Source organism: Streptomyces monashensis (assembly GCF_001866665.1).
GTDB classification, from domain to species: Bacteria; Actinomycetota; Actinomycetes; order Streptomycetales; family Streptomycetaceae; genus Streptomyces; species Streptomyces monashensis.
In genome coordinates this window covers 1-24,992 of sequence record NZ_MLYO01000083.1, presented here as the reverse complement: position 1 = coordinate 24,992, position 24,992 = coordinate 1, and the positions used below count along the sequence as shown (strand labels likewise).

Below are 24,992 nucleotides of genomic sequence, written 5' to 3'. Positions count from 1 at the left end.
CATTCCCTTTCGGCTGCCTGTCGATCGGTGACGTACGCGCCGTCACGGCCGGATGAGGCCCCTGACAGCCGCGTGCAGGCCGGCCTGGAATCGGCTTCGCGCGCCGAGGTGGTCCATGAGCTTCGTGGCGATCCGGCGTGCCGTGCGGCTTGACACGCCCAGCCGCGCCGCGACGTAGTCGTCGGTGTGCCCGAGGGACAACAGCCGCAGGGCTTCCCGTTGTTGCGGACTGAGGCCCGGTTCCTCACTCGGCTGGGCGGTCTCGCTCATAGGTTGGGCAGCCTGCCAAACATTCTCGAAAAGGGCGTACAGGGACGACACTACTCCAGCCGTCTTGAGGACCACCGCCCCAGCCGAGGTGTCGTCCGAGTCGACGGCCACGATGGCGATCTTCTTGTCGCAGATGATCAGGCGGTTCGGCAGCGAGGGCACGGTGCGTATGCGACCGCCACGTTCGGCGAGCCAGTCCGCGTGCGCGACCGTGAGGGGATCGTTGCGGACGCTGTCCAGGTACACGGTACGCATCCGTACTCCGCGCGCGAGCAGGGCGTCCGCGATCGGGCGCGAGCTGCGCAGGTTGGTCTCCGTCTGCGCTCCGCCCGGGGCGAAAGTCAGCAGCTCGTCCTGGACCTCGTCGTGCAGCGCCGCCAAGTAGTCGCGTACGGAGTCGACCCCGGTCAGGCGGTGCACCTCTTCCTTGGGACTCTCCTGGGTGAACTCCGACTTGAGCTTTACGGCGGCGGCCTGGGCCTCCTGCACGCGCTGCTGCTGCGCCGCGAGCTCGGCCCGTTCCCTGGCGAGCAGGATCTCCGCGGCGAGGTGAGGTTCCACGACGTGGAAGCTCTGGGGGTCTTCGATGGAATGCCACACCAGGGCCAGCTCGCCGAGGGTGTCGAGTGCCCCTCGTACCTCCTGCTCGGTCAGTTCGAGCCTGCGCACCAGCTCGGCCACGCCCTCCTGCGGATGCGCCAGCATCTCGCGGTAGACCATTTCCGCCGTGGCGTCGATTCCCAGAACGGCCAGCATGCGCTTCCCTTTCTGCACCTGCGTGCGGTGGCGGGACGAGGGGTGCGGAAGCCTGGTGGCAACTACGCCCTGCCCTCGTCGTCAACAGCGCTCGACGGTCGTCGAGCGGCAGCGTTCCGAACTAGCGAGCAGCACTCCACGGCGCGGGCCGCTTCCAACGCACGGGGCCGTTCCTGGCGTTGGACACGATCGCAGTGAGCCACGACGGCGCGGCTACCCGCTTGCGACGGTCGTACACGGGGCGCTCCGGCCACCGTGCGACCAGGTCGGGCACCTCCCCGGCGGAGAGGAACGGCCAAGAGACAGGAGCGTGGGGGGTGAGGCCGCGCCGGCGCGACCTCAGCCGGCGCGGCTCGCGTCCCGGCGCTTGTTGGCGAGGAAACGCGCCTTCTTCTCGCGGTTCCCGCAGGTGTTCATCTCGCACCATCTGCGCGTGGCGCCCCGGCTGGTGTCGAAGAAGGCGGCCCGGCACGTCGGGGACGCGCACAACGCCATCCTCCCCTCGCGCGCGCCCGAAACGATGTCGACCGCGTCGGCGGCGATCACGCTGAGGGCGTCCTCGACGGAGGCGGAACCCAGGTGCCACTCCTTTCCGCTCTGGGGCGAAAGGACCGCCGAGGCCCGGCCGCCCGTACTGCAGTCATTGATGACCTGAACGGCCGCGGCGGGAGGGAGGACCTGCGTCGCGACGGCGGTAGCGGCTTCGTGGATCGCTTCACGCAGTTGCCGAGCATGCTCCAGCTGGGAGTCGCTGCACGAATCGACCCGTAGCCCGTTGACCGCCAACCAGTCGACCAGCCGCTCGGGGACGGGAATGCGCTCGACGGGTTCACCGCAGCGTTCCGTGAGGGTCGCCGTGAAGCTGGTCGCCAGCACCTTGCCAAGACGGAACTCGGGGAATTGCTTGACGGACACGGAACCACCTTAGCCGGTTGCTACGCGGAGGACAAGCAAGAGAACCGATCCAGGTGGTTCCTTACTGCTGGAGGGCGCGGCACCCCCTGCGTCCGCATCCCCGTGGGCGGACACGCAATTCGCGGTCCTGATCAGGTCAAGGACGATTCAGGACACTCGTAGACCCTTCCTTTGCCCTCTGCGATCTTGCAGTATCGAAAGAGCCGGAGGACGAACCAGTGAGCCGCAGGAAATAAAGGCCTTGGAATTCTGGAACCTCGCCCCGCAAGCCGATGAATTGCGCCCCTGTACAGGCAGAAAAAGCCGCCGCTCCCCTGAAAAGGAGAACAGCACATGACTGTCGCTCAGCGCCCCGACCTGTATCCGACCCGAGTCCTTGGCGAGGCCGTTCCCCAGCCGCGGACGGACCCGTCGGTGTGGGGAGAGCCTCCGGGCCCGCTCGACGGCAAGCAGCTCCAGCAGTACGAGTCCAACGGCTACCTGGTCCTCGACGACCTGCTCTCCGTGCACGAGGTGGACCTCTACCTCTCCGAACTCCTGCGCCTCGGTGAGGACCCGGAGCTGCGTGCGAGCGAGCGCGTCATCCTGGAACCGGATTCCGACGAGGTCCGTTCCGTCTTCGAGGTCGAGAAGGTCAGCGAGATCTTCGCCGAGCTGCTCCGGTCGCCCCGGCTCATGAACATCGCCCGCCAGGTACTCGGCTCCGAGGTCTACGTCCACCAGAGCCGGGTCAACTACAAGCCGGGGTTCGGCGGCGCCCCGTTCCACTGGCACTCCGACTTCGAGACCTGGCACTCCGAGGACGGCATGCCCCGGCCGCGCGCGTTCAGCGTTTCGATCTCCCTCACCGAGAACCACCCGTTCAACGGCCCGCTCATGGTCATGCCCGGCACCCACAAGACGTTCGTCCCCACGGTCGGGGCCACTCCGCAGAACTACCACAAGGAGTCGCTTCGCGTGGCCGCTCCCAGTGTCGGCTCCCCGGACCGCAAGCACCTGACGCGCATGGCGGAGGAGCACGGGATCGAGCAGATCACGGGTCCCGCCGGCTCCGCAGTGATGTTCGACTCCAACCTGCTGCACGGCTCCAACGGGAACCTCTCGCCGTTCGCGCGCTCGAACATCTTCATCGTCTACAACAGCGTGGAGAACACACTGGGGGCGCCCTACGCCGCGGACGCGCCGCGTCCGCAGTACCTCAGCAACCGCGAATTCCCCTCCCCGCGAGGCATGTAGGACACCCGCGCCCGTCGCCGTACAGGTGAGGCTGTGCCGGCCCCGGCCGTGTCCGCGCCCTCTCTCCGGGCGCCGCACGGGCCGGGGCCCGGGTTGCGTAGTTCCGGCCGCCGGTCCGCCGCGGGGTCGGCTCCGGCACGTTACTCGCGAGGCACCCCGGGCGGGAGCGTGGAACCGGCTTGGCTGGTTGCCACGAGAATCACAGACTGGTAGAACCGCCTTAGGTGGTTTCACATCGACTCGGAGACTTCATGGCGCCCTCGAGAACCAGCCCTGAGTGCCCGGCGGCGCACGCCCGCCCCACCGGGCTCGTAGAGAGAAGACCGACGGCGGATTTAGCAGTCCTGCCGGGCGTCGTCGCAGTGGTCTTCCCTCTGCTGCGCTCGCCGAAGAAAGCCAACTGAGACGAGGTCTGCCATGGCCGGAACTGTCCTTGCTCCAGCGCGGTCCACCGCCGTGTCGAAGAAGGTCCTCTTCCCGCTGCTGCTGGTCCCCATGTTCCTGGGCGGTGTGGACTCCACGCTGTTCAACTCCATCGCCTACGACCTGCCAGTCCTGACCGACTCATGGCGCCTGTGGTTCATCGACGGGTACACGATCGCCCTCGCCTCCAGCGTCGTCCTCGGCTCGCGTCTGGGCGCACGCCTGGGTCCCGGCGTGACGCTGGCGACCGGCCTCTTCATCTTCACCCTCGCGGGGGCGAGTCCCGCACTGCTGGACTCGGCAGCGACGTGGACGGCGAGCCGGTTCATCCAAGGCTTCGGCTACGCGCTGATCGTCTCCAGCGTCGCCTCGGTCATCGGCGGACTACCCGAGACGTCGGAGCGCACTCTCGGCTACTCCCTGTGGATCACCACGTACAGCATCGGAGCCGGTGCGGGACCTCTGATCGGCCGGGCGTTCATCGGCATGGACGCCTACACGATGCTCTTCTGGCTGCCCGCCGCCGTCGCCCTGGTCTGCGGAGTGCTCGCCACCGCACTGCTGCGCGGCATCACCCTGGGACAGGCCTCGTCGACCAAGGTCGACGTCGCCTCCTCCGCCCTCGCCTTTGTGGGCTTCGGACTCTTCGTGGCCGGTCTGCAAAGCCATGGCGCCGCCATCGGGCGCGTCCTCGCGACGGCCGCGGGCTGCCTGGTCCTGACGGTCTTCTGCACGCGGCAACTCCGCTCGCGCGACCCGCTCATCGACGTACGCATGCTCAGCTTCTCCCGGCTCGGCGCGCCCTCGCTCGCGCTCGTCGTGAGTTCCGCCAGCTACACGGGATCAGTCTTTCTGTTCAGCGCGGAGGCCGACTCGCTCCTGTCGATCCTGCCGGTGTCCGTGCTGGCCCTGTGGGTCTCCCTCGGCGGGTTCGCGTTCCACAAGATCCAGGCCCGCTTCACCGCGGTGCACATGCTCCAGGTCAGCCTGGCCACCTGCGCCGTCGGCCTTGTCGTGGCCGCCTTCGTCGGCCTGTGGCCCGCCAGCTTCCTGATCGGCCTCGGAGTCGGCGTCTCCATGGCCTCCGGCGACGCCTACCTGCTGGGCAGCGTCCCGCCGAAGGACGTCGCGCGCGCCGCGGCCCTCCAGGAGACGGCCCTCGCGGTGGGTGCGGCGCTGGGCGTGGCAGGTTGCGGCGGCATCTTCGCCGCCACCGGCTCGGTCGTAGGGACGGCCGTCATCACGGCGGTCATCGTCGCCGTCGTCGTGGCGGTGCTGCGCTGCAACCGGGGCGTCTTCAAGGCGTAGCCCGAGCGCCTCGCGGGCCACGCGGATGGCCACCGGTTCGCCGGTGGCCACCCGCGTTCCGGCGTCAGGCGAGCGTGGGGAAACCTCGTCGACCACGACGACGGCTACCGGCGCGTCAAAGACGACAGTCAAAGACGGCCTCGTCTTCCTCTTCAGCGCCAGGAGCCTTCCAGACCGCCCTTCCCATCGTCGCTCTCGGTGGCCCCCTGGATCTCACCGAGGTGAGTACGCCTCCTGCTTGGGTGCTCCGGCATCACGGGCCTCGTGGTCGGCCTGCCGGCCCCGCGCCTTGTCAGCGGGGCCGGCAAGCCGGGCGGCCATGCTCATCGGCGTACTCGGGCTCGCAGTCGGTCTCGCCGTACCGGGACTGACCAGCAACCTGCCCCTCAACGTGGTCGGCATGCTCTTCACCGACCTTCTCGTCCTGATCGGCGCCCTGCACCTTATCCCCTGGAGAGTGAACATGCAGTCGGCGTCGGTCAGTCAGGTTGATCAGGTCGCAGCGAGCGCGGCGGCAAACGGTGCGGCGAGTGCTTCGGGCAGCACCCGCTCGGCGCGTACGTACGTGCAGCCGACCCATTCGGCGGCCTCTCGCAGCGCTTTCGCCGCAGCCGGTATGTGTTTGGCGCCGGTCAGCGAGACCTGACGCGCCACCAAAGTCTGTCCTTCACGCGCAGGATCCACCCTGCCCACCAGACGCCCGCCCGAGAGCAGCGGCATGGCGAAATAGCCATGCACTCGCTTTTCCTTGGGGACATACGCCTCGAGGCGGTGGGTGAAGCCGAAGATCCGTTCGGTGCGCGCCCGGTCCCACACCAGTGAGTCGAAGGGCGAGAGCAGCGTGGTGCGGTGCCGGCCGCGCGGCTGTTCCTCTAGGGCGGCGGGGTCGGCCCAGGCGGTAGCCGTATGGCCGTCCTTGCCCCAGCCGGCGACCAGCACCTCGACCAGCCCGCTGTCGGGCAGCGCCGAGCCGATCTGTTTCACCGTCAGCCGTTGGTGGTCCGCAAGATCCTTCACCGTAGCCACTCCCAGCGCCGTCCCCGCCCGCGCGGTGAGCTCGCGCAGGCAGGCCGCGTCGTCCATGTCCTGCGCCAGCAGTTCGGCCGGCACCGCCCGTTCGGCCAGGTCGTACACCCGCTTCCAGCCTCGGCGTTCGGTGCAGACGACCACGCCCGTGTCCAGCAGCCACTCGATAGCGACCTTCGACTCCGACCAGTCCCACCAGGGCCCGCCGTTCTTCGCGCCGCCCAGCTCGGTCGCCGTCATCGGTCCCTCGCCGCGCAGGCGGGCCAGCGCTTCGGCGCAGGAGCGTTGTTTGTCGGCCAACTTGTGCCAACGGTGGCCGCGCTCGGCGAACGCCCGACGGCGGAAGGCGTACAACGGCCAGGTTTCGATGGGGAGTACACAGGCGGCATGCGACCAGTACTCGAACGCGCGGGTCTGCTGCCAGTACGCCGCCTCCACCGCTCCGCGGCCGACCGCGCCGAGTCGGGCGTAGGGCACCAACTCATGCGAGCGGGCCAGCACGGAGATGGTGTCGAGCTGCACGGCACCCAGCTGCTGCAGCACGGCCCGGGGATTGCCGCGCCTGCCGTACGGAGATCCGAGCAGGCCTTGGGCGCGCAAGAGTATCCGGCGCGCCTGGCCGGCGGTGAGGGTCAGTTCGGGCATGCCTGCAGCCTAGGAGTCAGCAGGGACAGGGATCGGGAGGGCCGTGCAGATCGACCGTAGATCTTCACATTGATGGAAGCGACGAACAACACCGGACAGACGCGGTTATGTCCATCGCGTGCCGATTGCCGTCAGTTGCTGTCCAGGAGCGGTATTTCTGATCAGTGGCTGGTGAGTTGACCTGGGTTTTGAACCGCCCCGGGTTCGGTAGAGATCTCAGATTGTGGTTGTGACCTGGGGTTTCGTGAGTTCCGTGTAGTAGTTGGCTTCGTACTCGGCAGGCGGGATATGGCCTGTCTCACCTGGAGTCGGCGGTGGTTGTACCAGTCGACCCATTCGGCGGTGGCCAGCTCGACCTGGGAGAGCGTCTTCCAGGGCGCTGGGGCTTGATCCATCAGGGCATTGTCGTAGGCGTCGCCGACCGAGCCGATGGACGCGGCTATGCCGGCGGCGTCCAGGTGCTCGGCGAGCTTGAACGACGTGCACTGCGATCCGGCATCCGAGTGATGGATCAACTCGCCTGGCTGGCTGGGTTGTTGGTCGCGGTCGCGTTGCCAGATCGCCATCTCCAGGGCGTCCAGGACGAAGACGGTCTCCTTGACGGTGGCCGCCGACCAGCCGACGATCCGGCGGGAGAAGGTGTCCACGACGAACACGGCGTAGACGGTCGCTGACCAGGTCTTCACATGGGTGAAGCCTGCTACCCAGCACCGGTTGGGGGCGGCGGCGACGAAGTCGCGGTCGAGACGGTCGGGGGCTTGCTCGACCTGCCCGCCGGGAAGCGTGGTGATCACACGCTTGTCGCGGACTGCCGTCTGGATGCCCAGCTCGCGCATCAGGCGTTCGATGGTGCAGCGGGCCACGGCGTGTCCCTGCCGGTTCAGCTGGCGCCTGATCTTCCTTGCGCTGTAGACGCGGTAGTTGGCGGTGTGGACCTGGTTGATCAGCTCTTTGAGCCGAGCGTCCCGCACCGACCGTGCGGACGGGGCGGTCAGTCGTTTCTTGTGGGCGTAGTAGGTGGAAGGGGCGATCTTGCAGTCGTGCTCGGTGAGCGTCCTGCAGATCGGCTCGACCCCGCCGAAGCGGTCCCGGTGCTCGTCGATGAACCCTACGAGCGCGTGTGTAGCCGGTCGAGCTCGGCCGCGAAAGAACTCGCCGCCGCCTTCAGGATCTCGTTGGCCCGCTTCAGCTCGGCGTTCTCCTTTTTCAACGCCTTGATCCGGGAGGACTCCTCCGTCGTCGTCCCCGGCCGCGTCCCCGCGTCGATCTCGTGCTGCTGTACCCAGTTCCGCAGCGTTTCCCGCGAGCCGATGCCGAGCTTGTCGGCCACCACTTGCAGGGTGGCCGTCTCGTTCGGGTAGTCGTCGCGGACCTCGGCGACCATGCGCACCGCACGACGGCGCAGCTCAAGCGGGTAACGGGAGGGTCGTGCCATGACTCGGTCCTTTCATGAGATCGAGTCTCCATTCGAACCGGGGCGGTTCACTCACCGCCGTGCCGCGCTGTTGGCGGCCCAGCGCACCACCCCGGGCCAGGGGAGAGCTGCTGAGCCGCCGACCGGGCTGGGCCGGTCGGCGGCGGGGCAGGGCTGGGGCGAGGGGTCAGGGTGTGGTGGTGAGGGTGGGCCAGAGGGCGGTGGCGGTGAGGGGGCGGGCCAGGCGGTGTGCCCAGTAGGTTTCGTCGCCGTCTTCGTCGCGCCAGGACCACAGGCGGGTGGTGGCGAGGTGGAGGGGGTTGAGGCGGGTGATGCCGATGGCGCCGTGGAGTTGGTGGGCGATGCGGGTGACCTCGGCGGCCGAAGCGGATGCCTGGGTCTTGGCGGCGGCGACGGTGAAGTGGGCGGCCGCGCCGCCGGTGTCCAGCGGCGCGGCGGCGGCGTGGACGGCGGCGCGGACCAGGGCGGCCTCCTCGATCAGCCGTGCCTCTTCCTGCTTGACGGCCTGGAAGCGGCTGAGCGGACGGCCGAACTGGGTGCGGGCGGTGGTGTGGGCGACCGTCAGGTCGACGCAGCGTTCGGCGGCACCGGCGATCAGGGCGGAGCGGGCCAGGGCCGCGCGGAGACGGGCCTCGTCGAGCAGTTCGGGGGAGATCCGGCGGACCTGTGCGGCGGGGATCTCAAGGGGGGCGAGGTGGAGGTCGTCGCGGGGTTCCTCGGCGAGGTTGCCGCCGGGGGTGAGGATGGCCTGGTCGGGGGTGAGGGTGAACAGGACGGGGCCGGAGGGGGCGGTGGCCAGGACGACCACCGCGGTGGCGGCGCGGGCCCAGGGGACGCGGCGCAGGGTGCCAGTGACCAGCAGGGAGTCGTCGTGGCCCAGGCAGCCGGCCGAGCCGACGGGGGAGGCGGCCGGGTGGGCGTAACGGATCGTCAGCTCGGGGGCGATGGCGTAGCTGAGCGGGCCGTCGGGGACGGGGAGCCCGGCGCGGCGCAGCAGCGGGCGGGCGACCAGGGCGGTCTCCGCGAGGGGGGCGGGGACGGCGCGGTGTCCTGCTTCCTGGGCGGCGGCCAGGAGTTCGGCGGTGGAGGCGTCCTGGCAGGGGAGGGCGACGGCGTCGGGGGCGGTGGTGTTGGTGACGGTGGCGATGGCGTCCGCATCGGCGTAGAAGACGGTGGTGTCGTAGGCGTCGGCGGGGATGACCGGGGTGCCGGTGTCGATTGTGTGGGTGTTCATCGGCGCTGCTCCAGACCGCGAGTGATGATGCCGCGAAGGATTTCGTTGGTGCCGCCGCGCAGGGTGTAGCCGGGGCTGTGCAGCAGGGCGAAGGCAAGCAGTTCAGGGTGGGTTCCGGGCGTGGCGTGCGGGTCGGCCGGGGTCGGCAGGATGCTGCGGACGGTGTCGGTCAGCGTGCCCTCAAGGCGGGTGCCGAGGTCCTTGACCAGGGCGGCCTGGGTGTCGGGGGCGGATCCGGCGTCCAGAGCCGCGGCCACGCCGAGGGACAGTCGGCGGATGCTGTGCAGGCGGGCCGTCAGGACGCCGACTTGGGTGAGCTGTTCGGCCGTGGGCGGGCGCTGCTCCAGTTCGCGTAGCAGGGAGATGAGCAGGGGGAAGGTGGAGAGGTAGCGTTCCGGGCCGCTGCGTTCGAAGGCGAGTTCGCCGGTGACCTGCTTCCAGCCGTCGCCCTGCTGTCCGAGCAGCATGCCGTCGGGGACGTCGACGCCTTCGAGGTGGACGGCGTTGAAGCGGTGTTCGCCGCTCATCAGGTGGATCGGTTCGACCCGTACGCCCGGGGCGCGCAGGTCGACGATGAACTGGCTCAGGCCCGCGTGCCTGTCCTCGGCGTCGTCGGTGCGGGCCAGCACGATGGCGTAGTCGTTGACGTGGGCGCCGCCGGTCCACATCTTCGTACCGGTCAACCGCCAGCCGTCGGTGGTGCGTTGGGCGCGGGTGGAGACCGAGGCGAGGTCGGAGCCGCTGCTCTTCTCGCTCATGCCGATGGAGAAGAAGCACTGCCCGGCGGCGATCTCGGGCAGGAAGAAGCGGCGCTGCTCCTCGGTGCCGTGCTGGAGGATGGACGGTCCTGCCTGCCGGTCGGAGACCCAGTGGGCGCTGACCGGGGCGCCGGCGGCGAGCAGTTCCTCGATCACCACATAGCGCTCCAGGAAGCCGCGGCCGGCACCGCCGTACTCGGTGGGCAGGGCCATGCCGACCCAGCCGCGCTCGGCGAGGCGGCGGCTGAAGCCGTCGTCCCAGCCGGCCAGCCAGGAGTCGGGGCGGCCGAGCACGGTGCCGCGAGCGCGTTCCTCGTCGAGAAAGGCTCGGACCTCGGCGCGGAGCCGGCGGGCTGATTCGGGCAGGACGATGTCGGGGAATGCGATCGGTGAAGGCGTCGAAGGAGACATGGCTCATTCGCTCCGGGGGTTGGTGAACGGGCGGTGCATTTCTTTTCGGTACGAGAACTCGCGGTCAGTTCGCGGGGTGCAGCAGGGAGGGGTCGAAGCCGGCTTCGCGGAGCACCTCGTCGGTGTGCTGGCCGATGCCCGGGCAGGGCCGTAGCTCCGGCTCCGGGTCGGCCGAGTAGCGCACCGGGCGGCCGATGACCCGGTAGCGGCCCTCGGTGGGGTGTTCGGCCTGGTGCAGCAGGCCGCCCTCTTGTGCGTAGGCGGTGGTGGCGGCGGCTTCCAGGTCGAGCACCGGGGCGGCGGCGATGCCCGCCCGGTCGCAGAACTCCTGCCACTCGGCACTGGTGTGCCGCGGCGTCAGCTCCGCGAGCAGTGGATAGAACGCGTCGGCGTTGCGAGCCCGGTCGGGGCCGGTGACAAAGCGCGGGTCGGCGGCCAGTTCGGGGCGGCCCACGAAGTCGGTGAAGTCCCGCCAGTTGCGGTCGCTGTGCGGCAGGATGCACATCCAGCCGTCGGCGGTGCGCAGCGCGCGGCGCTGCGGGCTGAGCGAGCGGGCCGAGCCGAACTCCCCGTCGGCGTCCAGAGCGGCCGCTCCCAGGTGCTCGACCAGGTTGAAGGCGAGCATGGTGTCGGCCATCGGGACCTCGATGTGCTGTCCGGTGCCGCCGTGCTCCCGGTAGTGCAGCGCGGCCAGGACCGACTGGGCGATCTGCATGCCGCAGATCTTGTCGGCCAGCACGGTGGGAACGTAGTGCGGTTGGCCGGAGACCTGGTGGTTGAGCCAGACCAGGCCGCTGGCCGCCTGGATGATGTCGTCATAGGCGGCGTGGGTGCCATAGCGGCTGTCGCTGCGGAAGCCGTGGGCGCTCGCGTAGATCAGGCCGGGGCTGACGACCGCGACGTCGCCGTAGCCGAGGCGGAACTTCTCCAGGGCCTGCGGGCGCAGGTTGGTGATGAAGACGTCGGCGGTGCGCAGCAGGGCGAGCAGGGCGTCGCGGCCGTGCGGGGCCTTGAGGTCGATGGAGGCGCTGCGCTTGTTGCGGTTCAGGTTGAGGGCCGGGCCGCCCATGCCGGGGTGGCGCAGCGGCGGGTAGTGGCGCGTCATGTCACCGGTGGGCGGCTCGACCTTGATCACGTCCGCGCCCAAGTCGCCGAGCTGTTGTGCTGCGTACGGAGCCATGATCACGGTGGCCAGTTCGACGACGCGGACTCCGGTGAGGAGTCCCCGGCCGGACGGGCCGCTCGGCTTCTCGGACATCTTCCGGTGCCTCCTGGGAGATCGGGTGGGGTGGGTGGACGGGGTGGTGCGGTACGGGATCGCGCTCCGAAGGGGCGTGGGGCTGTGTCGATATGCGGCTCCGCCGGGGGCGCGGCCAGCTCCGCCGGCCCGCAGAAGACGTACGGCACTTCCCGCGTTGCGCTCAGCGCCACTGGAGCGCGGCAGACCCGAGCGGGGAACGCCGGCCGGGCTGGGGGACCGTGCGCCCGCTGTAGGCGAACGGTGTCGCCGGTTCGGTGAGCGGGCCGAAGTCTGTCCCGGTGGTCGACAGCGCGGCGAGCGGCGCGCGCCCGGGCCGGGGCAGGTCGATGACGTCCTCCCGTGCCAGCAGCCCGAGTTCCTGCACCCAGTGACACACCCCGGCCAGGGTCACGCGGATCCGCCACGAGCCGCCCTCCGTCGCACGCCGGCGCAGGACCGTTGCCACGGCGGCGGCCCCGAGGTAGGCGGCGAGGTAGTCGTTGAGCAGGTACGTCGGCGGCAGCGACGGCCGGTCGGTCCACTCCTCGACGGCGAATCCGGTTGCGGAGCAGGCGAGTTGGTCGAACCCGCCGCGCTCACCCCAGGGCCCGTCGGCGCCCCAGGCGTGGTATTCGAGGGCGATGAGTCCGGGGCGGCGCCGGATGAGTTCCCCGGTCGGCGCCCCGTGCCGGGCGAGTCCCCGGTAGGCGTGCACGAAGACGTCCGCGTCCTGGAGCACCTCGTGGAAGGCGGCACGGTCGTGCCCGTCGCGCAGGTCGCAGTAGGCGTTGCGCTTGCCGCCGCCGGTCATCGCGATCATCGGGATCGGGTCGGGGCGGTCCGGACGCGACAGGTGCAGCACGTCGGCGCCGAACTGGGCGAGGAGCCGCGCCCCGACGGGACCTGCGATGACATGGGTGAGGTCGAGCACCCGTACGCCCGTGAGCGCCTCGTCGGCCTCACCGATCGGCTCCAGAGGCCGGACCGGCCCGTCACCGACGCGTTCGATCTCGACGACCGGGCGCCGCGCGACGTACCGCCCAGCAGGATGCGCGAGCCACTCGTCCCGGCCGCGCACCACGCAGGCGACGCCGCCCCGCGCGCAGATGGCCTCCTCCAGCGCGAAGGCGTCCCAGTCGGCCGCGGCCCGCGCGATCCCCACCTTGTCGAGCCCGCACCCCAGCACGGAGCAGACCGCGTCGCGCAGATGCGGATAGGTGGTGATGATGAAGATCCACCGGCCGCCCTGCGCCCGGTAGAAGTCGTTGTTGCCGAGCAGCGCCGGATCGTCGAGGAGAGCGCCGAGCGGGCGCCCCGACAGCGTCGTGTGGTACGTCGCCATGAGCTGGTCGATCGCGGCCCCGGCCTGTACCTCCACCCTCTGGTGCCGGTGACCGCGCATTTCACCGACCGCCGCCGTCTGCCGCCCGAAAACCCCGATCGCGGCCGACATGGCATCGGCGAGGCGGTGCACCGAGGGCACCAAGGGGTCGGCCCCGACGACGGTGATGTCCTCGGCTTCCCGGGCCGGATCGGGGTCGCCGAGGGTGTGCAGCAGCCGGGAGACGATCTCGCCGGTGGGCATCAGCGGCGTCGGCTCGGTCGTGCTGAGCGTGTTCGAAGTCATGCCGGGATGCTCGTTTCCGGCACTGTATGAGCGCCCGCATTCACGGATATCCGTGGATCGATGCGAACGTCACGCCCGCCCCTCCTGGATGTGCGCGAGGAGCCGGGCCGCCGCCCGGTCCAGCCTCAGCCGCTCCGCGCGGCCGCGTCGCCGGTGCATCAGCACAAGAGCTCCCGTGACGACGGGGCCGTCGGTGACGGGGATCGCGAGCGCGCTGACCTCGGGATCGGCCAGACCCTCGCTGCGGCTGATCCGCGACGCGCGGATCGCCGGAAGAGCGCCGCGGAACTCGGCGACCCCCTCGGGGTCATGGCGGGCGAGCTCGTCGAGCAGCCCACGGCGCTCCGCCTCGTCGGTGAAGGCCAGCAGCAGACGGCCCGCGGCGGTACGCAGCAGCGGCCGGGCCACGTGCTCGTCGGCGAGCGGCACGAGGCGCGGAATCTCGTCCTCACCGCCGCGCGCGAGGTGCACGGCGTCGAGCCCGACCCGCACCGTGAGCAGCACCGGGGTGCCCGCGACGCGGCTCAGCTCGTTGAGCTCGGCCTGACTGATCCGCGGGACGACCCGGCCGGCGATGAGGTTGAGGACGTGCGGGGCGGGACCAAGCCTGAAGCGCCCGTGCTGTTCCAGCAGAAAGCCCGTCGCGACAAGGCCGTTGACCAGATCCTGCACCGAACTCGCCGGCGCCCCGACCGTCCGCGCCAGCTCGGCCACGGTCACCCCGCCCGGCGCCCGCGCGGCGGCCTCCAGGATCCACGCGACCCGGTCCACCGTACGGTGACGCCGACGCCGGCCGTGCTCGCCCATCCCGCCCCACCTCGTCCTTCTTGTACGCCGCCGGCCACGAGCGCCGAGACGGCCCGTCGATCCCTTTCTCGCACCACCCCGACGAGCAATCCGGCCCCGCCCCCCGCAGACGCCACAAGCCCGGCAGCAGAAGGGGGTTCACGCCAAGGCGGAAGGGCCGTCTCCGGGCGAAGGCGTCCGCCTTGGTGAGCTCATCGAGGTGATGGCACGTTGCGCTGTGGACTTCCCAGGCCCCGTGGAGTCCCCTGCCGAGAACCCCGCCGCCACACCCGCACCGAGCACGACGAACAGCCGCCCGCGAACCGATTCCTCACGCCTCCCCTTTCACGCCGGCGCACATCTACGACCAGGCAATTGCGGTTGCTCTGAGCAACGTACCGGCTCGCATGCCCTGGAGTCGTACCTGAACCGAGCCTGAGGCGGACGCCGGCAAGGGACAAGATCCTGAGACAAGTTGCCGTGGCCCCTGGACGAGACAGGCCAAGCACACGCAGGCCGCTATCGCGGAACGGGAGATTCCCATTGAGGGCCCACACCTACCGCCCGCTGTCTGAACAGCCAGGCCTGCACCCGGTCCAGCCGTGATGGATGCATTTCACCGTGCTCCACGCCGGACCGCAGGACAGCGCCAGGGAGGTCGACCAGATCACCCGGGAGGTGACCCGGCGGGCCGCCGACACCGACCCGTTCGAGGTGCGACTGTCCCGCCCGGACATCGGCACCCTGGCGATCGAGAGCAAGGGCTGTCCCGGCCGGCCGCACCGGCAGTTGTGGGAGATGACCTGGCAGACGCACCAGGCGGTCGTAGGCGATCGGTGGCCGCGCATCCCGACGGCCTCGTATCCCCATCTCTCCCACGCCTACGCTGGCGCGCAAGGGTACCTGGCGGACCGCAGCAAGCTCAAGGTGATGCTGTCCGATCTGCCCGGCGGGCCGGTCGCCGTTCCCGTCAGCGCTCTCACGCTCGTGGCCGAATGGCATCACCGCCGTGAGGTCGTGTGGGACATTCTCGCCGAAGTGCCGCTGGACACACGGCCTTGGGGCATGGCGCCCGGCTGCACTGCGGCGACCTTGACCCACATCTTCGCCAGAGCGATCGCCTGCTCGGCGTCCAGCCGCTGGTTCTTGAGATGGTCCAGAAGCCACCGCTGCCACTCACTCAGCTGGCCAGGAGCGGAGTTGCCGAGAGACCTCACAGCCTCCCATTCCGTCCAGGCGTGTGTTCCGGACTCCCGGCGACACACGCCCAGTTGCAGGCCTGAAGCGAGGCGTCGGCACGCCGATCCCCGGACTGGTCCATCAATATTCCCCGTGCTCCGGCGGGCCGGTTCGGTGCCCAGACCCTGCCCATAGCCGAGGCCGCACCACTGTGTGGTTGGGCGCTGTGAGAGCAGCTGTGGCCGACCGCTCGGTCGGCGCGCGCCGGTGACAGCTGGTCCGGCACACGTAACTGCAACCACGGCGTGGCGTTGGACAGATCACAAAGAGGATGACCGTCTCATCGAACAGGAGCATCACAGTGATCATGAAGGTTCTGGCCGGCGCGGCTTTCGCGATGGCCGCAACGGCGGCCGTGGCTGTACCCGCATCGGCGACGGACTTCGAAGGACCCGACGGCGGCACCGGCGCCACGGACTTCGGAACCCGCAACGGAAACACCACTATCGCGGGCGAAGCAGGCGGCATCGGCAACACCTATGGCGCTCCGTTCGCCCATGTCGACCTCCGCTGTGCGGTGCCGCTGCCGGAGGGCGAGGGCATCGGGGGGCACCTGCTCGGCGGGCCCAAGCCCGCGTGCAACCTCGCGCCCGTCGACCAGTACCAGGCACCGCAGAAGCTGCTCTGACAGCAGCACCGAGAGGTAACGCTCCCGCGCCGGCCCCGCTCATCCCGACCACGAACCCCTACCCCCCCGACCAGGACACCGGCCACGCCGACCGCGGGCCCGACCAGGGCGGTCAGGGGTCGGTGATGTGGTCGAAGCCGCTCCGGCCTACCCGGGCGGCGCCCACACGTCTGGCCCGGCGCCCGCCACTCCACCCAGGCCGCGCTCGCCACATCCTCGGGCTCGACGTCTTCGGCCCCGGTCCGTCGTAGGAACTCGGCGATGTCGGGGAGTGTGTACGCCATCCCCATGAACCGGCTGCCGACGCGGACCCGCCGACCACCGTCCTCGGCCGGCGGGTAGACGACGGCCTTCGGCGTCCCGGTTACCTTGTTCTTTTTCTTCTGGCCTCGAACGGTGTCCCGAACGAGGTCACTCACCTGGGCATTCGCCGGACATGACGGTGGCCTTCGTCTGATCCTGTGCTCCGTCACGAGGAGAACCAGCCGAAGGCCGTTGTCATGAGTGTGGTGTGCCCGGATGTCCGACAGGAAGCGTTAGCGGAAGTGTCGCGCTTCCGAGCAGAGTTGTACGAGTGTCTGACCGCCCGCCGTGACGAACTGTTCGAACTGGCCGACGCGCTGTTGTGCGTCGAGGGGCCGGTCACCTCGCTGGTGGACCTGACGCTGAAGGCGTCCGCGGCCTCCTCGACCCAGGCGCGGACGGAGTCCTCGTCGGTCGCGTCGAGCGGGCCGGGGGTGAGGGCCGTGCCGCCCGCCTGCGCGACGAGACGCTGGGCCTTCAGCTCGGACTCGTGCCGCAGGTCGCCGCCGCCGACGATCGCGCCCTCGGCCGCGAACCGCAGCGCCGCCGTGCGTCCCTGACCGCGGGCCGTGCCCGGTATCAGGGCAACCTTCCCTGCCAGCCGTTTCAATGTCCCTCCGTCGGAGCAGCCGAACCCAGAGCGTCCGAGATGGACTTGACGCCGCCGTGCGTGGTGAGTCCGCCGTCGACCGGGATCTCGGCGCCGGTGATGAAGGAGGACTCGTCGGACAGGAGGAAGACCACGACCGGGGCGACCTCGTCGACCGTGCCGGTGCGGCCGAGCGGGGTCTCGCGGATGTTCGCCTCGCGGAAGGCGGGCGCGGCGGAGGCGGTCATCTCGGTCTCGATGAAGCCGGGGTGGATCGTGTTGACGCGGATGCCGCGCGGGCCGAGCTCCATGGCGGCGGTCTTCGACAGGCCGCGCAGCGCCCATTTGCTGGTCGTGTAGGCGACCGGATAGTGGCCGCTGAGCGCGGCGGTGGAACCGACGTTGACGATGGACGAGCCGGGCGGCATCAGCGGCGTCAGGTGCTGGATGGCAAGGAGCGGGCCGGTGACGTTGACGGCGTGGACTCGGGCGAAGTCGGCGGGGGTCACATCGCCGAGGCGGGCGCGCCAGGTGATGCCCGCGTTGTTGACCAGGCCGTGCACCTGGCCGTACGACTCCCTCAGTTCGGCGGCCAGCTCCGCCCAGTGCTCCTCGTCGGTGACGTCGAGGCGGCGGCAGCCGGCGGCCTCGGCCACGTCGGTGGCGATGACGCGGGCGCCCTCGCGGGTCAGGGCCTCGGCCTCGGCGGCGCCCTGGCCGCGCGCGGCGCCGGTGACGACGACGACCTTGCCGAGGAGCCTCTTGGGGTGCAGATCGTTCACGGCCGCTCCCGGGTGCGGCGCCGGGCGGTCGGCAGCGGCTCCGGATTCCTGCCCGCGACCACGGTGTTGGAGACGGTGCCGATGCCCTCCACGGTGAGGGTGACGGTGTCTCCCGGCTTCAGCGAGGGCGGGGACTGCTCGCCCCGGACGCCCCACAGCTCGGCGAGGCAGCCGCCGTTGCCGCAGGTGCCGGAGCCGAGCACGTCGCCGGGGCGGACGACGGTGCCCCGCGAGGCGTAGGCGACCATCTCCTCGAAGGTCCAGCTCATGTTGGACAACAGGTCCTTGCCGACGACCTCGCCGTTCACCGAGGCGGTCAGCGCCAGGCGCAGAAAGCCGTCGGTGTCGCGGTACGGCTCCAGCTCGTCGGCGGTGACCAGGTACGGGCCGAAGGTGGCGGCCGTGTCCTTGCCCTTGCACGGGCCGAGGCGGACCTGCATCTCGCGGGACTGCAGGTCGCGGGCCGACCAGTCGTTGAAGACGGTGTAGCCGATGATGTGGTCCCGTGCCTGCTCTGGCGTCAGGTCCCGCCCCTCCCGGCCGATGACGGCGGCGACCTCCAGCTCGAAGTCGAGGACTTCGCTGCCCGGCGGCACCGGGACGTCGTCGTGGGCGCCGATGACGGCGTACGGGTTGGTGAAGTAGAACGTCGGGGCGTCGTACCAGGCTTCGGGCACCCCGCCGACGCCGTCCACGGACCGCCGTACCCCTTCGACGTGTTCCTCGAAGGTGACGAAGTCCCGCACGGTGGGCGGCTGAAGCGGTGGCAGCAGCCGCACCTCGGACACGTGAGGGCCCGGCGGGACGTCGAGCGTGGCGGCGCCGGCGCGCAGGAGCGCGTCGAGTCCGTCGCCGCAGCTGATCAGCTCCGTGAGCGAGCGCGCCCCGGGAACCGGGTGGAGGGTGCCGTCCTCCTCCACGACGGCGACCCGGCGCTGGTCTCGATGTTCATAGGTGGCGAAACGCATGCACTGCTCCAGGCTCCGGCGGTCTTCGACAGCGGTGGGAGCCGGGGACGCGGCAAGGGCGTCAGGGCGGTGACAGGGCCACCGCGTCCCCGGGGTTCGAGGGGGTCAGACCGGCGGGGCGACGAAGCAGCCGCGGTCGACGTCGTTGAAGGACTCCTTGGCGACCAGTTCGTTCATGGGATTGGCGGTGCCCCACTGGTCGGTGACCTCGGGCTGGGAGAAGTCGTAGACGTGGGGGTGCCAGGTGTCCTCGTCCAGCAGCTCCAACTCCGTCGTGTACTCGACGGTGTTGCCGTGCGGGTCCAGGAAGTACGTGAACGTGTTGTCACCCGCCAAGTGCCGGCCGGGGCCCCAGATCTTGCGGAAGCCGGCGCGCATCACGCGGCCGGAGCCGCGCATGTACTCGTCCAGGCCGCGCATCTCGAAGGAGACGTGGTGCAGGGAGGTGTGCGGGCCCTTCGCGATGGCCATCGAGTGGTGCTGGTTGGAGATCCGCATGAAGTGCATGACCTCGCCCATGTGCGGCGAGCTGAGCGTGTCGGAGTGACGGAAGCCCAGGTGGCGCTCGTACCACTCGCGGGTCCTGTCGAGGTCCGGCGAGTTCAGCACGACGTGCGACAGCTTGACCGGGATGGCCTCCTTCTCCTCGATCTTGCGGTGCTGCCGTACGTCCACATCGGCGGACACTTCGATGGTGCGGCCGTCGACGTCGAAGAAGCGGAAGCCGTAGCCGCCCCCGGGTGTGTCGATCTTGCCCGGCTGGGAGATCAACTGCACGCCTCCCGCCAGGAGTTGCTCGGCGAGAGTGTCCACGTCCTCGGTGGAGCCGGCGCCGTACGAGACGAGGTCGAGGCGCTTCTCCTCGGCCTTGCGCAGCCGCACCACGTACTGCTCGGGGCTGCCCTCGGCGGCGAGGAAGGAGATGCCGGAGTCCTCGGCGACCTGGGTCAGGCCCCAGACGCCGGCGTAGAAGTCGAGCTGCTTGTCGTAGTCGGGCACGGCGAGGTCGACGTGCCGCAGATGGGTGAGCAGGCGTGCGCTCATGGCGGTTCTCCTGTGCGGGGGTCAGGTGAGGCGCAGCAGCGTTGTCGCGTTGCCGCCGCGCACGGCGTGGAAGTCGTCGTCGGGCAGGCGTGCGGCGCGCAGTGCGCCGACGGGGTCCTCGGTGCCCATGTCGAAGGGGAAATCGGAGCCGAGCAGCACACGGTCCGCGCCGACCGCGCCGATCAGTGCCCGCAGTACCTGCGGGTCGTGGACCAGGGAGTCGAAGTACAAGCGCTTGAGGTAGCTGCTGGGCAGGTGGGCGCAGCCAGCGCCCGCGTCGGAGCGGGCCGACCAGGCGTGGTCGGAACGGCCTATGTGGGTGGGCAGATAGCCGCCCCCGTGCGCGGCGATGACCTTCAGCTCCGGGTGCCGGTCCAGCACCCCGGAGAAGATCAGGTGCGAGAGCGCGACGGCGTTCTCGGTGGGCTGGCCGACGGTGTTGGACAGGTACCACTGGTCGAGACGCTCGTCGAGCGTGCAGCCGAAGGGGTGCAGGAAGAGGATCGCGCCCGTCTCCTCGGCCCGGGTCCAGAAGGGTTCGTACGCCGGATCCGACAGCTCCCGGCCCGGCGCGTGCGAGGAGATTTCGACACCCAACAGGCCCATACCCATGGCGAGTTCGAGCGCGCGCACCGCCGATTCAGGGTGCTGCAGGGGGACGAGGCCCAGACCGTGCAGCCGGCCGGGCGCCTGGGCGCAGTGGGCGGCCGTCGTCTCGTTGGCCAGGCGGTACACCTTCTCCGCCGTCTCCTCGTCCGCCCAGTAGTGGTAGTGCGAGGGGGACGGGCTGACCAGCTGGACGTCCACGCCCTGCGTGTCCATCGCGGCCAGTCGTACGGCGACGTCCGTCAGCCTCGGGATGCGCTCGGCGACCATGGGGCCGCTGACGGCCAGGGTCGCGGGCCCGTTGCGGCGGGCGTCGAGGGCCTTGGCCTTTGCCAGGCCCGGTAGGCCGGCCACCAGGGCCTCTACCTCGGGGATCAGGACGTGCGCGTGTACGTCGACAGTCGGGGAAGTGCGCGCGTCCGTGCTCGACGAGGGGCGGGGATCGCGCTGGGGGCGGCTCCCAGCGGTAGCCGGGGGCGGGTGGGCCGTCACGGCAGCTCCTTGAGCACCGGCATGGTGGCGTCCAGCAGCCCGGGCACGTCACCGGGCACGCCGTCGAGCTGCCACTGCCCGATCTGCACGGACGCTTCGACGACCATCCGGACCCGGTCGATCCGTCGCTCGTAGTAGCGCGTGAGCAGTTCCTCGTCCCACGCGGATCCGCTGGTCAGCAGCTGGGACAGCACCCACGTGTCCTCCAGGGCCATGGCCGCGCCCTGGGCCAGCGTGGGTGGGCAGCAGTGCGCGGCGTCGCCGACGAGGACGACCCGGCCCCGGTGCCAGGACCCCTCGACCAGCATCCGGTCGAAGCAGGTGTAGTTCACCTGCGCCGGGTCGGTGATCGAGTCGCGGATCTCGTCCCAGGCACCGCCGTAGCCCACGGCGAGGCGGCGCATCTCCTGACCGTAGGACTCGGGCGGGATCGTTGCGCGGTCGCGGCCGGCCTCCACCAGATAGGCGTAGATCGTGTCCTCGCCGGTGGGCGTGTAGCCGGCGATGTAGCAGGGCCCGCCGTAGGAGAGGTCGCTGCGCTCCACTCCGGCCGGGCGGGTCGCCCGGACACGCCAGATGGCCATGCCGGTCGGCTCGGGTTTGACGTCGATACCGATGGCGGCGCGGGTCGCGGAGTGCAGGCCGTCGGCGGCCACGACGAGGTCGTAGCGGCCCTCGGTGCCGTCACTGAACCGGACGGTCGCTGACGTGTCGTCCTCGGTGAGGATCTCGGCGGTGGTGCCGAGCCGGACGTTCGCGCCGGATGCCCGGACGGCGTCGACGAGGATGCGCTGGAGCACCGGGCGTTGCATGCCCAGGGTGGCGGGGAGGTCGTCTCCGCCGGTGCGGAGGACCTCGCTGACGCGCAGCACGGTGCCGTCGGGCGTCGTCATCCCCACGGAGTCGAAGCCGAAGCCGTGCTCGCGGACCTCGTCCCAGACGCCGATCTCGCGCAGCACGCGCAGGGCGTTGCCCTGAAGGGTGATGCCGGAGCCGCGTACGTTCCAGTCCTCCTTGACCTCGACGAGGTCGACGTCGATGCCGGCCCGCCGCAGCAGCACGGTCATGACGTTGCCGGAGGTGCCCCCTCCGATGACCAGGACTCTCTTTCCTTCCATGGCCAACTCCTTTGTTGGGAAGGTCACTTGACGGCGACGGGGTTGACGGGGGAGCCGACGGCTCCGGTGATGGGCAGGGGGGCGGCGGTGAGCCAGAACTCGTATACGCCGTCGCAGGCGCAGTCGTCCGCGAGAGCGTCGGGGTCCCACATCTCGCCGATCAGCAGGCCCATGTTGGGGATGACGACCTGGTGCAGCGGCTGGAAGGCACCGTGGAACTCGTTCGGCCGTACCTCGAAGCCCCACGTGTCGGTGGCGATCGCGGCGATCTCGCTCGCGTGCAGCCAGCCGGCAGTGGTGAAGGACAGACCGGGCGACTCTCCGCCCGCGTAGTCGCCCCAGCCCTCGCGGCGGGCGCGCGCCAGCCGCCCGGTCCGCACGACGACGATGTCACCACGGCCGACAGCCACGCCGTGCGCCTCGGCCGTCGCGGTCAGGTGTTCCTCGGTGATCGCGAAACCGTCCGGCAGTTCCCCGCGTTCGTCGCCGATCACCCGGCCGACGTCGAGGAGGACTCCGCGCCCGGCGACGTACGGGGCCATGTGCTCGATGCCGGTGACCAGATCACCCTCGGAGGTGACGGTCTTCGCGGCGTCGCGTCCGTTCCACGCCTTGCCGTGGTCGAAGATGTGCCCGAGCCCATCCCACTGGGTGGAGCACTGCAGGGGCATCGCGATCACGTCGTCGGCGCCGCCGATGCCGTGCGGGAAGCCCTGATTGCCCAGCGCCGCGTCCGTTCCCGTGTCCAGCATGGTGTGGACGGGGTTGGTGCGGCGGCGCCAGCCCTTCTGCGGCCCGTTCATGTCGAACCGCTGCGACAGCGAGAAGCTGACGCCCCGGCGGACCAGTGCCGCACCCTCGCGGCGCTTGGCCTCGTCGAGGAAGTTCAGCGTGCCGAGCACGTCGTCCTCGCCCCAACGCCCCCAGTTGGAATACCGCTTGACGGCCTCGGTGATCGCGCCCTCGGCGTCCGCGGGGTCGAGCGGGGCCGTCACGACAAGGTCCTCCCGGCGACACAGCGGTTGCGCTGCGCGCCCAGGCCCGTGATGGAGCCCTCCATGACGTCGCCGTCGCGCAGCAGCCGTCCCCAGTGCATGCCGTTGCCGGCCGGGCTGCCGGTGAGCACCAGGTCGCCGGGCAGGAGCTGGGAGGTCCGGGAGATGTACGACACCAGCCGGGCGATGCCGAAGAGCATGTCCTTGGTGGACTCGTCCTGCATGGTCTCGCCGTTGAGCTTCAGCGTGACGCGCAGGTCACCCGGGTCGGCGATCGACTCGGCGGGCACGATCCACGGGCCGAGCGGGGTGAAACCGGGAGCGTTCTTGCAGCGCAGCCAGTCGGTGCCGATGGCCTTCATGTCCCGGCGGAAGACGGTGGCGCGGTCGGTGAGGTCGTTGGCGATGGTGTAGCCGGCCACGTACTCCAGGGCCTCCTCGACCGTCACCCGGTAGGCGGGCCTCGCCATGACGGCCGCCAACTCCAGCTCCCAGTCCGGCTGTTCGGCCCAGTCCTGAAGTACGACGTCGTCGAAGGGGCCGGTGATCGCGCTCGGCAGGCCGATGAACACGTACGGCAGATCCTCGGCCGCCCGCCGGTCCATGACCGCGGCGATCCCCGCGCGCGCCTCCTCCACGGTGCGGGGGTCGTCGGGGGAGCGGTGGGCGACCTCCAGATCGATCACGTGCTGCCGGTAGTTGGCGCCGGACTGGAAGACCTGGCGGGGCTCGACCGGCGCGTGCGCCCGCAGGTGCTCCAACGGCCGCCAGTCGGCCGCCTCGTCGGCCGCGAGCTCGTGCAGGTGAGGGAGCATCTCCTCCCAGCGCTCGAGGATCCCCCGGGACGTCAGGGCCGGTTCTCCGAGGGCCGTGCGAAGATCCAGCACGCGCCCCCCGGGGATCACAAGACCGGGGAAAGATGCCTGTTCAGGGGCGGAGAGGACGCCAAGGGCGAAGGGTCCGGAGAAGGACGCGGAAGCGGCTGCGGGTTTCACGGGAATGTCCTCCAGATTGCGGTGGGACCAATGTGACCCTCACCACGTAATCTGGGAAATCGATTCTTTAGATGATGATCATCCGTGGTGCAAATGTTGCCGCCGTAAGCGGCCTCGCTCTGGAGGCGTCGTGTCCCTCTCCGGCCTCGATCTCAACCTCGTCCTGTCCCTGCGGGCCCTCCTGGAGGAACGCAACGTCACCCGCGCCGGGCAGCGCGTCGGGCTCAGCCAGCCGGCGATGAGCGCGGCCCTGGCCCGCCTGCGCCGCCACTTCGACGACGACCTGCTCGCGCGCGTCGGCAGACAGTACGAACTGACCGCCCTTGGCCGCGCTCTGCTGGACCGCACCTCGACAGCCTGCGACCTGCTGGAACGGGTCTTCAGCAGCAGGGCCGACTTCGCCCCGGGCAGCGAGGAGCACGAGTTCACCCTGCTCACCTCCGACTACGCCCTCGCCGTGTTCGGCGCCGAGCTCGCCCGGACCGTGCACGCCGAGGCCCCGGGAGTACGGCTGCGCTTCCAGCGGACGCCCATCGACGTCACCGAGGACACGACACCGCTGCTCAGCACAGCCGACGGGCTGATGATCCCGCGCGGCATCATCAGCGGTTTCCCCGCCGTCGACCTGTTCACCGACCGCTGGGCCTTCCTGGTCGCCGAGACGAACGACGAGGTCGGCGACCAGCTGACCATGGACGACCTGGCACGACTGCCCTGGGTCATCTACCAGCGCGCCTACGACGCCCCGGCCGCCCGGCAGCTGAGCATGCTCGGCGTCGATCCCCGCGTGGAGATCTCCGTCGACAGCTTCCAGGCGCTGCCCTTCCTCATCGCCGGCACCCGCCGGATCGCCCTGGTGCAGCAGCGGCTGGCCGAGCTGCTGCGCGGCGTGGCCGCCGTACGCCTCATGGAACCGCCCTACGGGGCGGTCCCTCTCCAGGAGGCACTGTGGTGGCACCCGGTGCACACCCACGACGCGGCCCACATCTGGCTGCGCGAGACCGCGGCCCGCGTGGGAGCGGAGCTGGCCGCTTCCGAGCCGGGCCGTATCGCCACGGTCGCACCGAGATAGCGGGCTCCTGCAGGTCCCCAGCATCCAAGGCCCGGATGATCCACATCTTCGATAGCGATCGGATGAGGGCTAGGCCGTGTTTTAGGTCGGA

At 70.2% G+C, this 24,992-nt stretch carries 19 protein-coding genes and 2 pseudogenes; 5 read left to right on the top strand and 16 right to left on the bottom strand.

Annotation, left to right across the window (positions count from 1 at the left end):
• Positions 1–42: 42 nt before the first annotated feature.
• On the bottom strand, positions 43–1,026 hold the full coding sequence (locus BIV23_RS39580; RefSeq protein WP_071385841.1) for a helix-turn-helix domain-containing protein: 984 nt from the start codon (positions 1,024–1,026) through the stop codon (positions 43–45).
• 339 nt (positions 1,027–1,365) lie between these two features.
• Complete coding sequence (locus BIV23_RS39575; protein WP_071385840.1) at positions 1,366–1,941, bottom strand: CGNR zinc finger domain-containing protein; 576 nt, start codon at positions 1,939–1,941, stop codon at positions 1,366–1,368.
• A 333-nt stretch (positions 1,942–2,274) separates the two neighbouring features.
• On the opposite strand from BIV23_RS39575, the gene thpD reads away from it, so the two are divergent.
• Positions 2,275–3,177: an ectoine hydroxylase gene (thpD, locus tag BIV23_RS39570; protein ID WP_071385839.1), complete on the top strand. Its 903-nt coding sequence runs from the start codon at positions 2,275–2,277 to the stop codon at positions 3,175–3,177.
• 456 nt (positions 3,178–3,633) lie between these two features.
• Positions 3,634–4,908 (top strand): MFS transporter, encoded by a 1,275-nt coding sequence (locus tag BIV23_RS39565; protein ID WP_071385838.1) that lies wholly within the window; start codon positions 3,634–3,636, stop codon positions 4,906–4,908.
• A 492-nt stretch (positions 4,909–5,400) separates the two neighbouring features.
• On the opposite strand, the gene BIV23_RS39560 is transcribed toward BIV23_RS39565, so the two are convergent.
• The 7 genes and pseudogenes from BIV23_RS39560 to BIV23_RS39525 form a co-directional block, all read right to left on the bottom strand.
• A complete protein-coding gene (locus BIV23_RS39560) occupies positions 5,401–6,579 on the bottom strand; it encodes a winged helix-turn-helix domain-containing protein (RefSeq protein WP_071385837.1) in 1,179 nt (392 codons plus the stop codon).
• 216 nt (positions 6,580–6,795) lie between these two features.
• A pseudogene (locus tag BIV23_RS39555) lies at positions 6,796–8,014 on the bottom strand (IS3 family transposase).
• A 166-nt stretch (positions 8,015–8,180) separates the two neighbouring features.
• Positions 8,181–9,248, bottom strand: coding sequence for an acyl-CoA dehydrogenase family protein (locus BIV23_RS53410; protein ID WP_071385835.1), 1,068 nt, complete (start codon positions 9,246–9,248; stop codon positions 8,181–8,183).
• Positions 9,245–10,417 (bottom strand): acyl-CoA dehydrogenase family protein, encoded by a 1,173-nt coding sequence (locus BIV23_RS39540; RefSeq protein WP_071385834.1) that lies wholly within the window; start codon positions 10,415–10,417, stop codon positions 9,245–9,247. Before BIV23_RS39540 ends, BIV23_RS53410 begins: the two co-directional genes overlap by 4 nt.
• Positions 10,418–10,481: 64 nt before the next feature.
• On the bottom strand, positions 10,482–11,675 hold the full coding sequence (locus BIV23_RS39535; RefSeq protein ID WP_071385833.1) for a CaiB/BaiF CoA transferase family protein: 1,194 nt from the start codon (positions 11,673–11,675) through the stop codon (positions 10,482–10,484).
• A 163-nt stretch (positions 11,676–11,838) separates the two neighbouring features.
• The gene (locus BIV23_RS39530; RefSeq protein WP_071385832.1) at positions 11,839–13,284 is read right to left on the bottom strand and encodes a CoA transferase; all 1,446 of its coding nucleotides are present in this window, start codon (positions 13,282–13,284) and stop codon (positions 11,839–11,841) included.
• A 69-nt stretch (positions 13,285–13,353) separates the two neighbouring features.
• On the bottom strand, positions 13,354–14,091 hold the full coding sequence (locus BIV23_RS39525) for a helix-turn-helix domain-containing protein (RefSeq protein WP_071385831.1): 738 nt from the start codon (positions 14,089–14,091) through the stop codon (positions 13,354–13,356).
• Positions 14,092–15,616: 1,525 nt separating this feature from the next.
• Here BIV23_RS39525 and BIV23_RS39515 point away from each other — a divergent pair.
• Positions 15,617–15,937, top strand: coding sequence for a hypothetical protein (locus BIV23_RS39515; RefSeq protein WP_245790867.1), 321 nt, complete (start codon positions 15,617–15,619; stop codon positions 15,935–15,937).
• Between the two features lie 500 nt (positions 15,938–16,437).
• Positions 16,438–16,605 (top strand): annotated as a pseudogene (locus tag BIV23_RS52755) (NF041680 family putative transposase); the annotation flags it as partial.
• A gap of 241 nt (positions 16,606–16,846) precedes the next feature.
• Here BIV23_RS52755 and BIV23_RS39505 read toward each other — a convergent pair.
• The 7 genes from BIV23_RS39505 to BIV23_RS39475 all read right to left on the bottom strand — a co-directional run bounded on the left by BIV23_RS39505 (position 16,847) and on the right by BIV23_RS39475 (position 23,829).
• Positions 16,847–17,611, bottom strand: a complete 765-nt coding sequence (locus BIV23_RS39505; protein ID WP_071385827.1) for an SDR family NAD(P)-dependent oxidoreductase — start codon at positions 17,609–17,611, stop codon at positions 16,847–16,849.
• The gene (locus BIV23_RS39500) at positions 17,608–18,579 is read right to left on the bottom strand and encodes a fumarylacetoacetate hydrolase family protein (protein WP_071385826.1); all 972 of its coding nucleotides are present in this window, start codon (positions 18,577–18,579) and stop codon (positions 17,608–17,610) included. The genes BIV23_RS39505 and BIV23_RS39500 overlap by 4 nt, the downstream gene beginning before the upstream one ends.
• Before the next feature lie 105 nt (positions 18,580–18,684).
• A complete protein-coding gene (locus BIV23_RS39495; RefSeq protein WP_071385825.1) occupies positions 18,685–19,623 on the bottom strand; it encodes a VOC family protein in 939 nt (312 codons plus the stop codon).
• Positions 19,624–19,644: 21 nt separating this feature from the next.
• Positions 19,645–20,721: an amidohydrolase family protein gene (locus BIV23_RS39490; protein WP_079173706.1), complete on the bottom strand. Its 1,077-nt coding sequence runs from the start codon at positions 20,719–20,721 to the stop codon at positions 19,645–19,647.
• The gene (locus tag BIV23_RS39485; RefSeq protein ID WP_071385824.1) at positions 20,718–21,839 is read right to left on the bottom strand and encodes an FAD-dependent oxidoreductase; all 1,122 of its coding nucleotides are present in this window, start codon (positions 21,837–21,839) and stop codon (positions 20,718–20,720) included. The genes BIV23_RS39490 and BIV23_RS39485 overlap by 4 nt, the downstream gene beginning before the upstream one ends.
• 23 nt (positions 21,840–21,862) lie before the next feature.
• Positions 21,863–22,834: a cyclase family protein gene (locus BIV23_RS39480; RefSeq protein WP_071385823.1), complete on the bottom strand. Its 972-nt coding sequence runs from the start codon at positions 22,832–22,834 to the stop codon at positions 21,863–21,865.
• Positions 22,831–23,829, bottom strand: coding sequence for a fumarylacetoacetate hydrolase family protein (locus BIV23_RS39475; RefSeq protein WP_071385822.1), 999 nt, complete (start codon positions 23,827–23,829; stop codon positions 22,831–22,833). Before BIV23_RS39475 ends, BIV23_RS39480 begins: the two co-directional genes overlap by 4 nt.
• A gap of 130 nt (positions 23,830–23,959) precedes the next feature.
• Here BIV23_RS39475 and BIV23_RS39470 point away from each other — a divergent pair, with 130 nt between their 5' ends.
• Positions 23,960–24,901 carry a LysR family transcriptional regulator gene (locus tag BIV23_RS39470; protein WP_071385821.1) on the top strand — a complete coding sequence of 314 codons (942 nt, stop codon included), beginning with the start codon at positions 23,960–23,962 and terminating at the stop codon, positions 24,899–24,901.
• Positions 24,902–24,992: the final 91 nt, after the last annotated feature.

What these genes read in the sequence shown, in the direction of transcription:
- BIV23_RS39580 (WP_071385841.1), bottom strand. Translation starts at nt 1,026, where the DNA reads ATGCTGGCCGTTCTGGGAATCGACGCCACGGCGGAAATGGTCTACCGC.
- thpD (WP_071385839.1), top strand. Translation starts at nt 2,275, where the DNA reads ATGACTGTCGCTCAGCGCCCCGACCTGTATCCGACCCGAGTCCTTGGC.
- BIV23_RS39560 (WP_071385837.1), bottom strand. Translation starts at nt 6,579, where the DNA reads ATGCCCGAACTGACCCTCACCGCCGGCCAGGCGCGCCGGATACTCTTG.
- BIV23_RS53410 (WP_071385835.1), bottom strand. Translation starts at nt 9,248, where the DNA reads ATGAACACCCACACAATCGACACCGGCACCCCGGTCATCCCCGCCGAC.
- BIV23_RS39540 (WP_071385834.1), bottom strand. Translation starts at nt 10,417, where the DNA reads ATGTCTCCTTCGACGCCTTCACCGATCGCATTCCCCGACATCGTCCTG.
- BIV23_RS39535 (WP_071385833.1), bottom strand. Translation starts at nt 11,675, where the DNA reads ATGTCCGAGAAGCCGAGCGGCCCGTCCGGCCGGGGACTCCTCACCGGA.
- BIV23_RS39530 (WP_071385832.1), bottom strand. Translation starts at nt 13,284, where the DNA reads ATGACTTCGAACACGCTCAGCACGACCGAGCCGACGCCGCTGATGCCC.
- BIV23_RS39525 (WP_071385831.1), bottom strand. Translation starts at nt 14,091, where the DNA reads ATGGGCGAGCACGGCCGGCGTCGGCGTCACCGTACGGTGGACCGGGTC.
- BIV23_RS39515 (WP_245790867.1), top strand. Translation starts at nt 15,617, where the DNA reads ATGAAGGTTCTGGCCGGCGCGGCTTTCGCGATGGCCGCAACGGCGGCC.
- BIV23_RS39500 (WP_071385826.1), bottom strand. Translation starts at nt 18,579, where the DNA reads ATGCGTTTCGCCACCTATGAACATCGAGACCAGCGCCGGGTCGCCGTC.
- BIV23_RS39495 (WP_071385825.1), bottom strand. Translation starts at nt 19,623, where the DNA reads ATGAGCGCACGCCTGCTCACCCATCTGCGGCACGTCGACCTCGCCGTG.
- BIV23_RS39485 (WP_071385824.1), bottom strand. Translation starts at nt 21,839, where the DNA reads ATGGAAGGAAAGAGAGTCCTGGTCATCGGAGGGGGCACCTCCGGCAAC.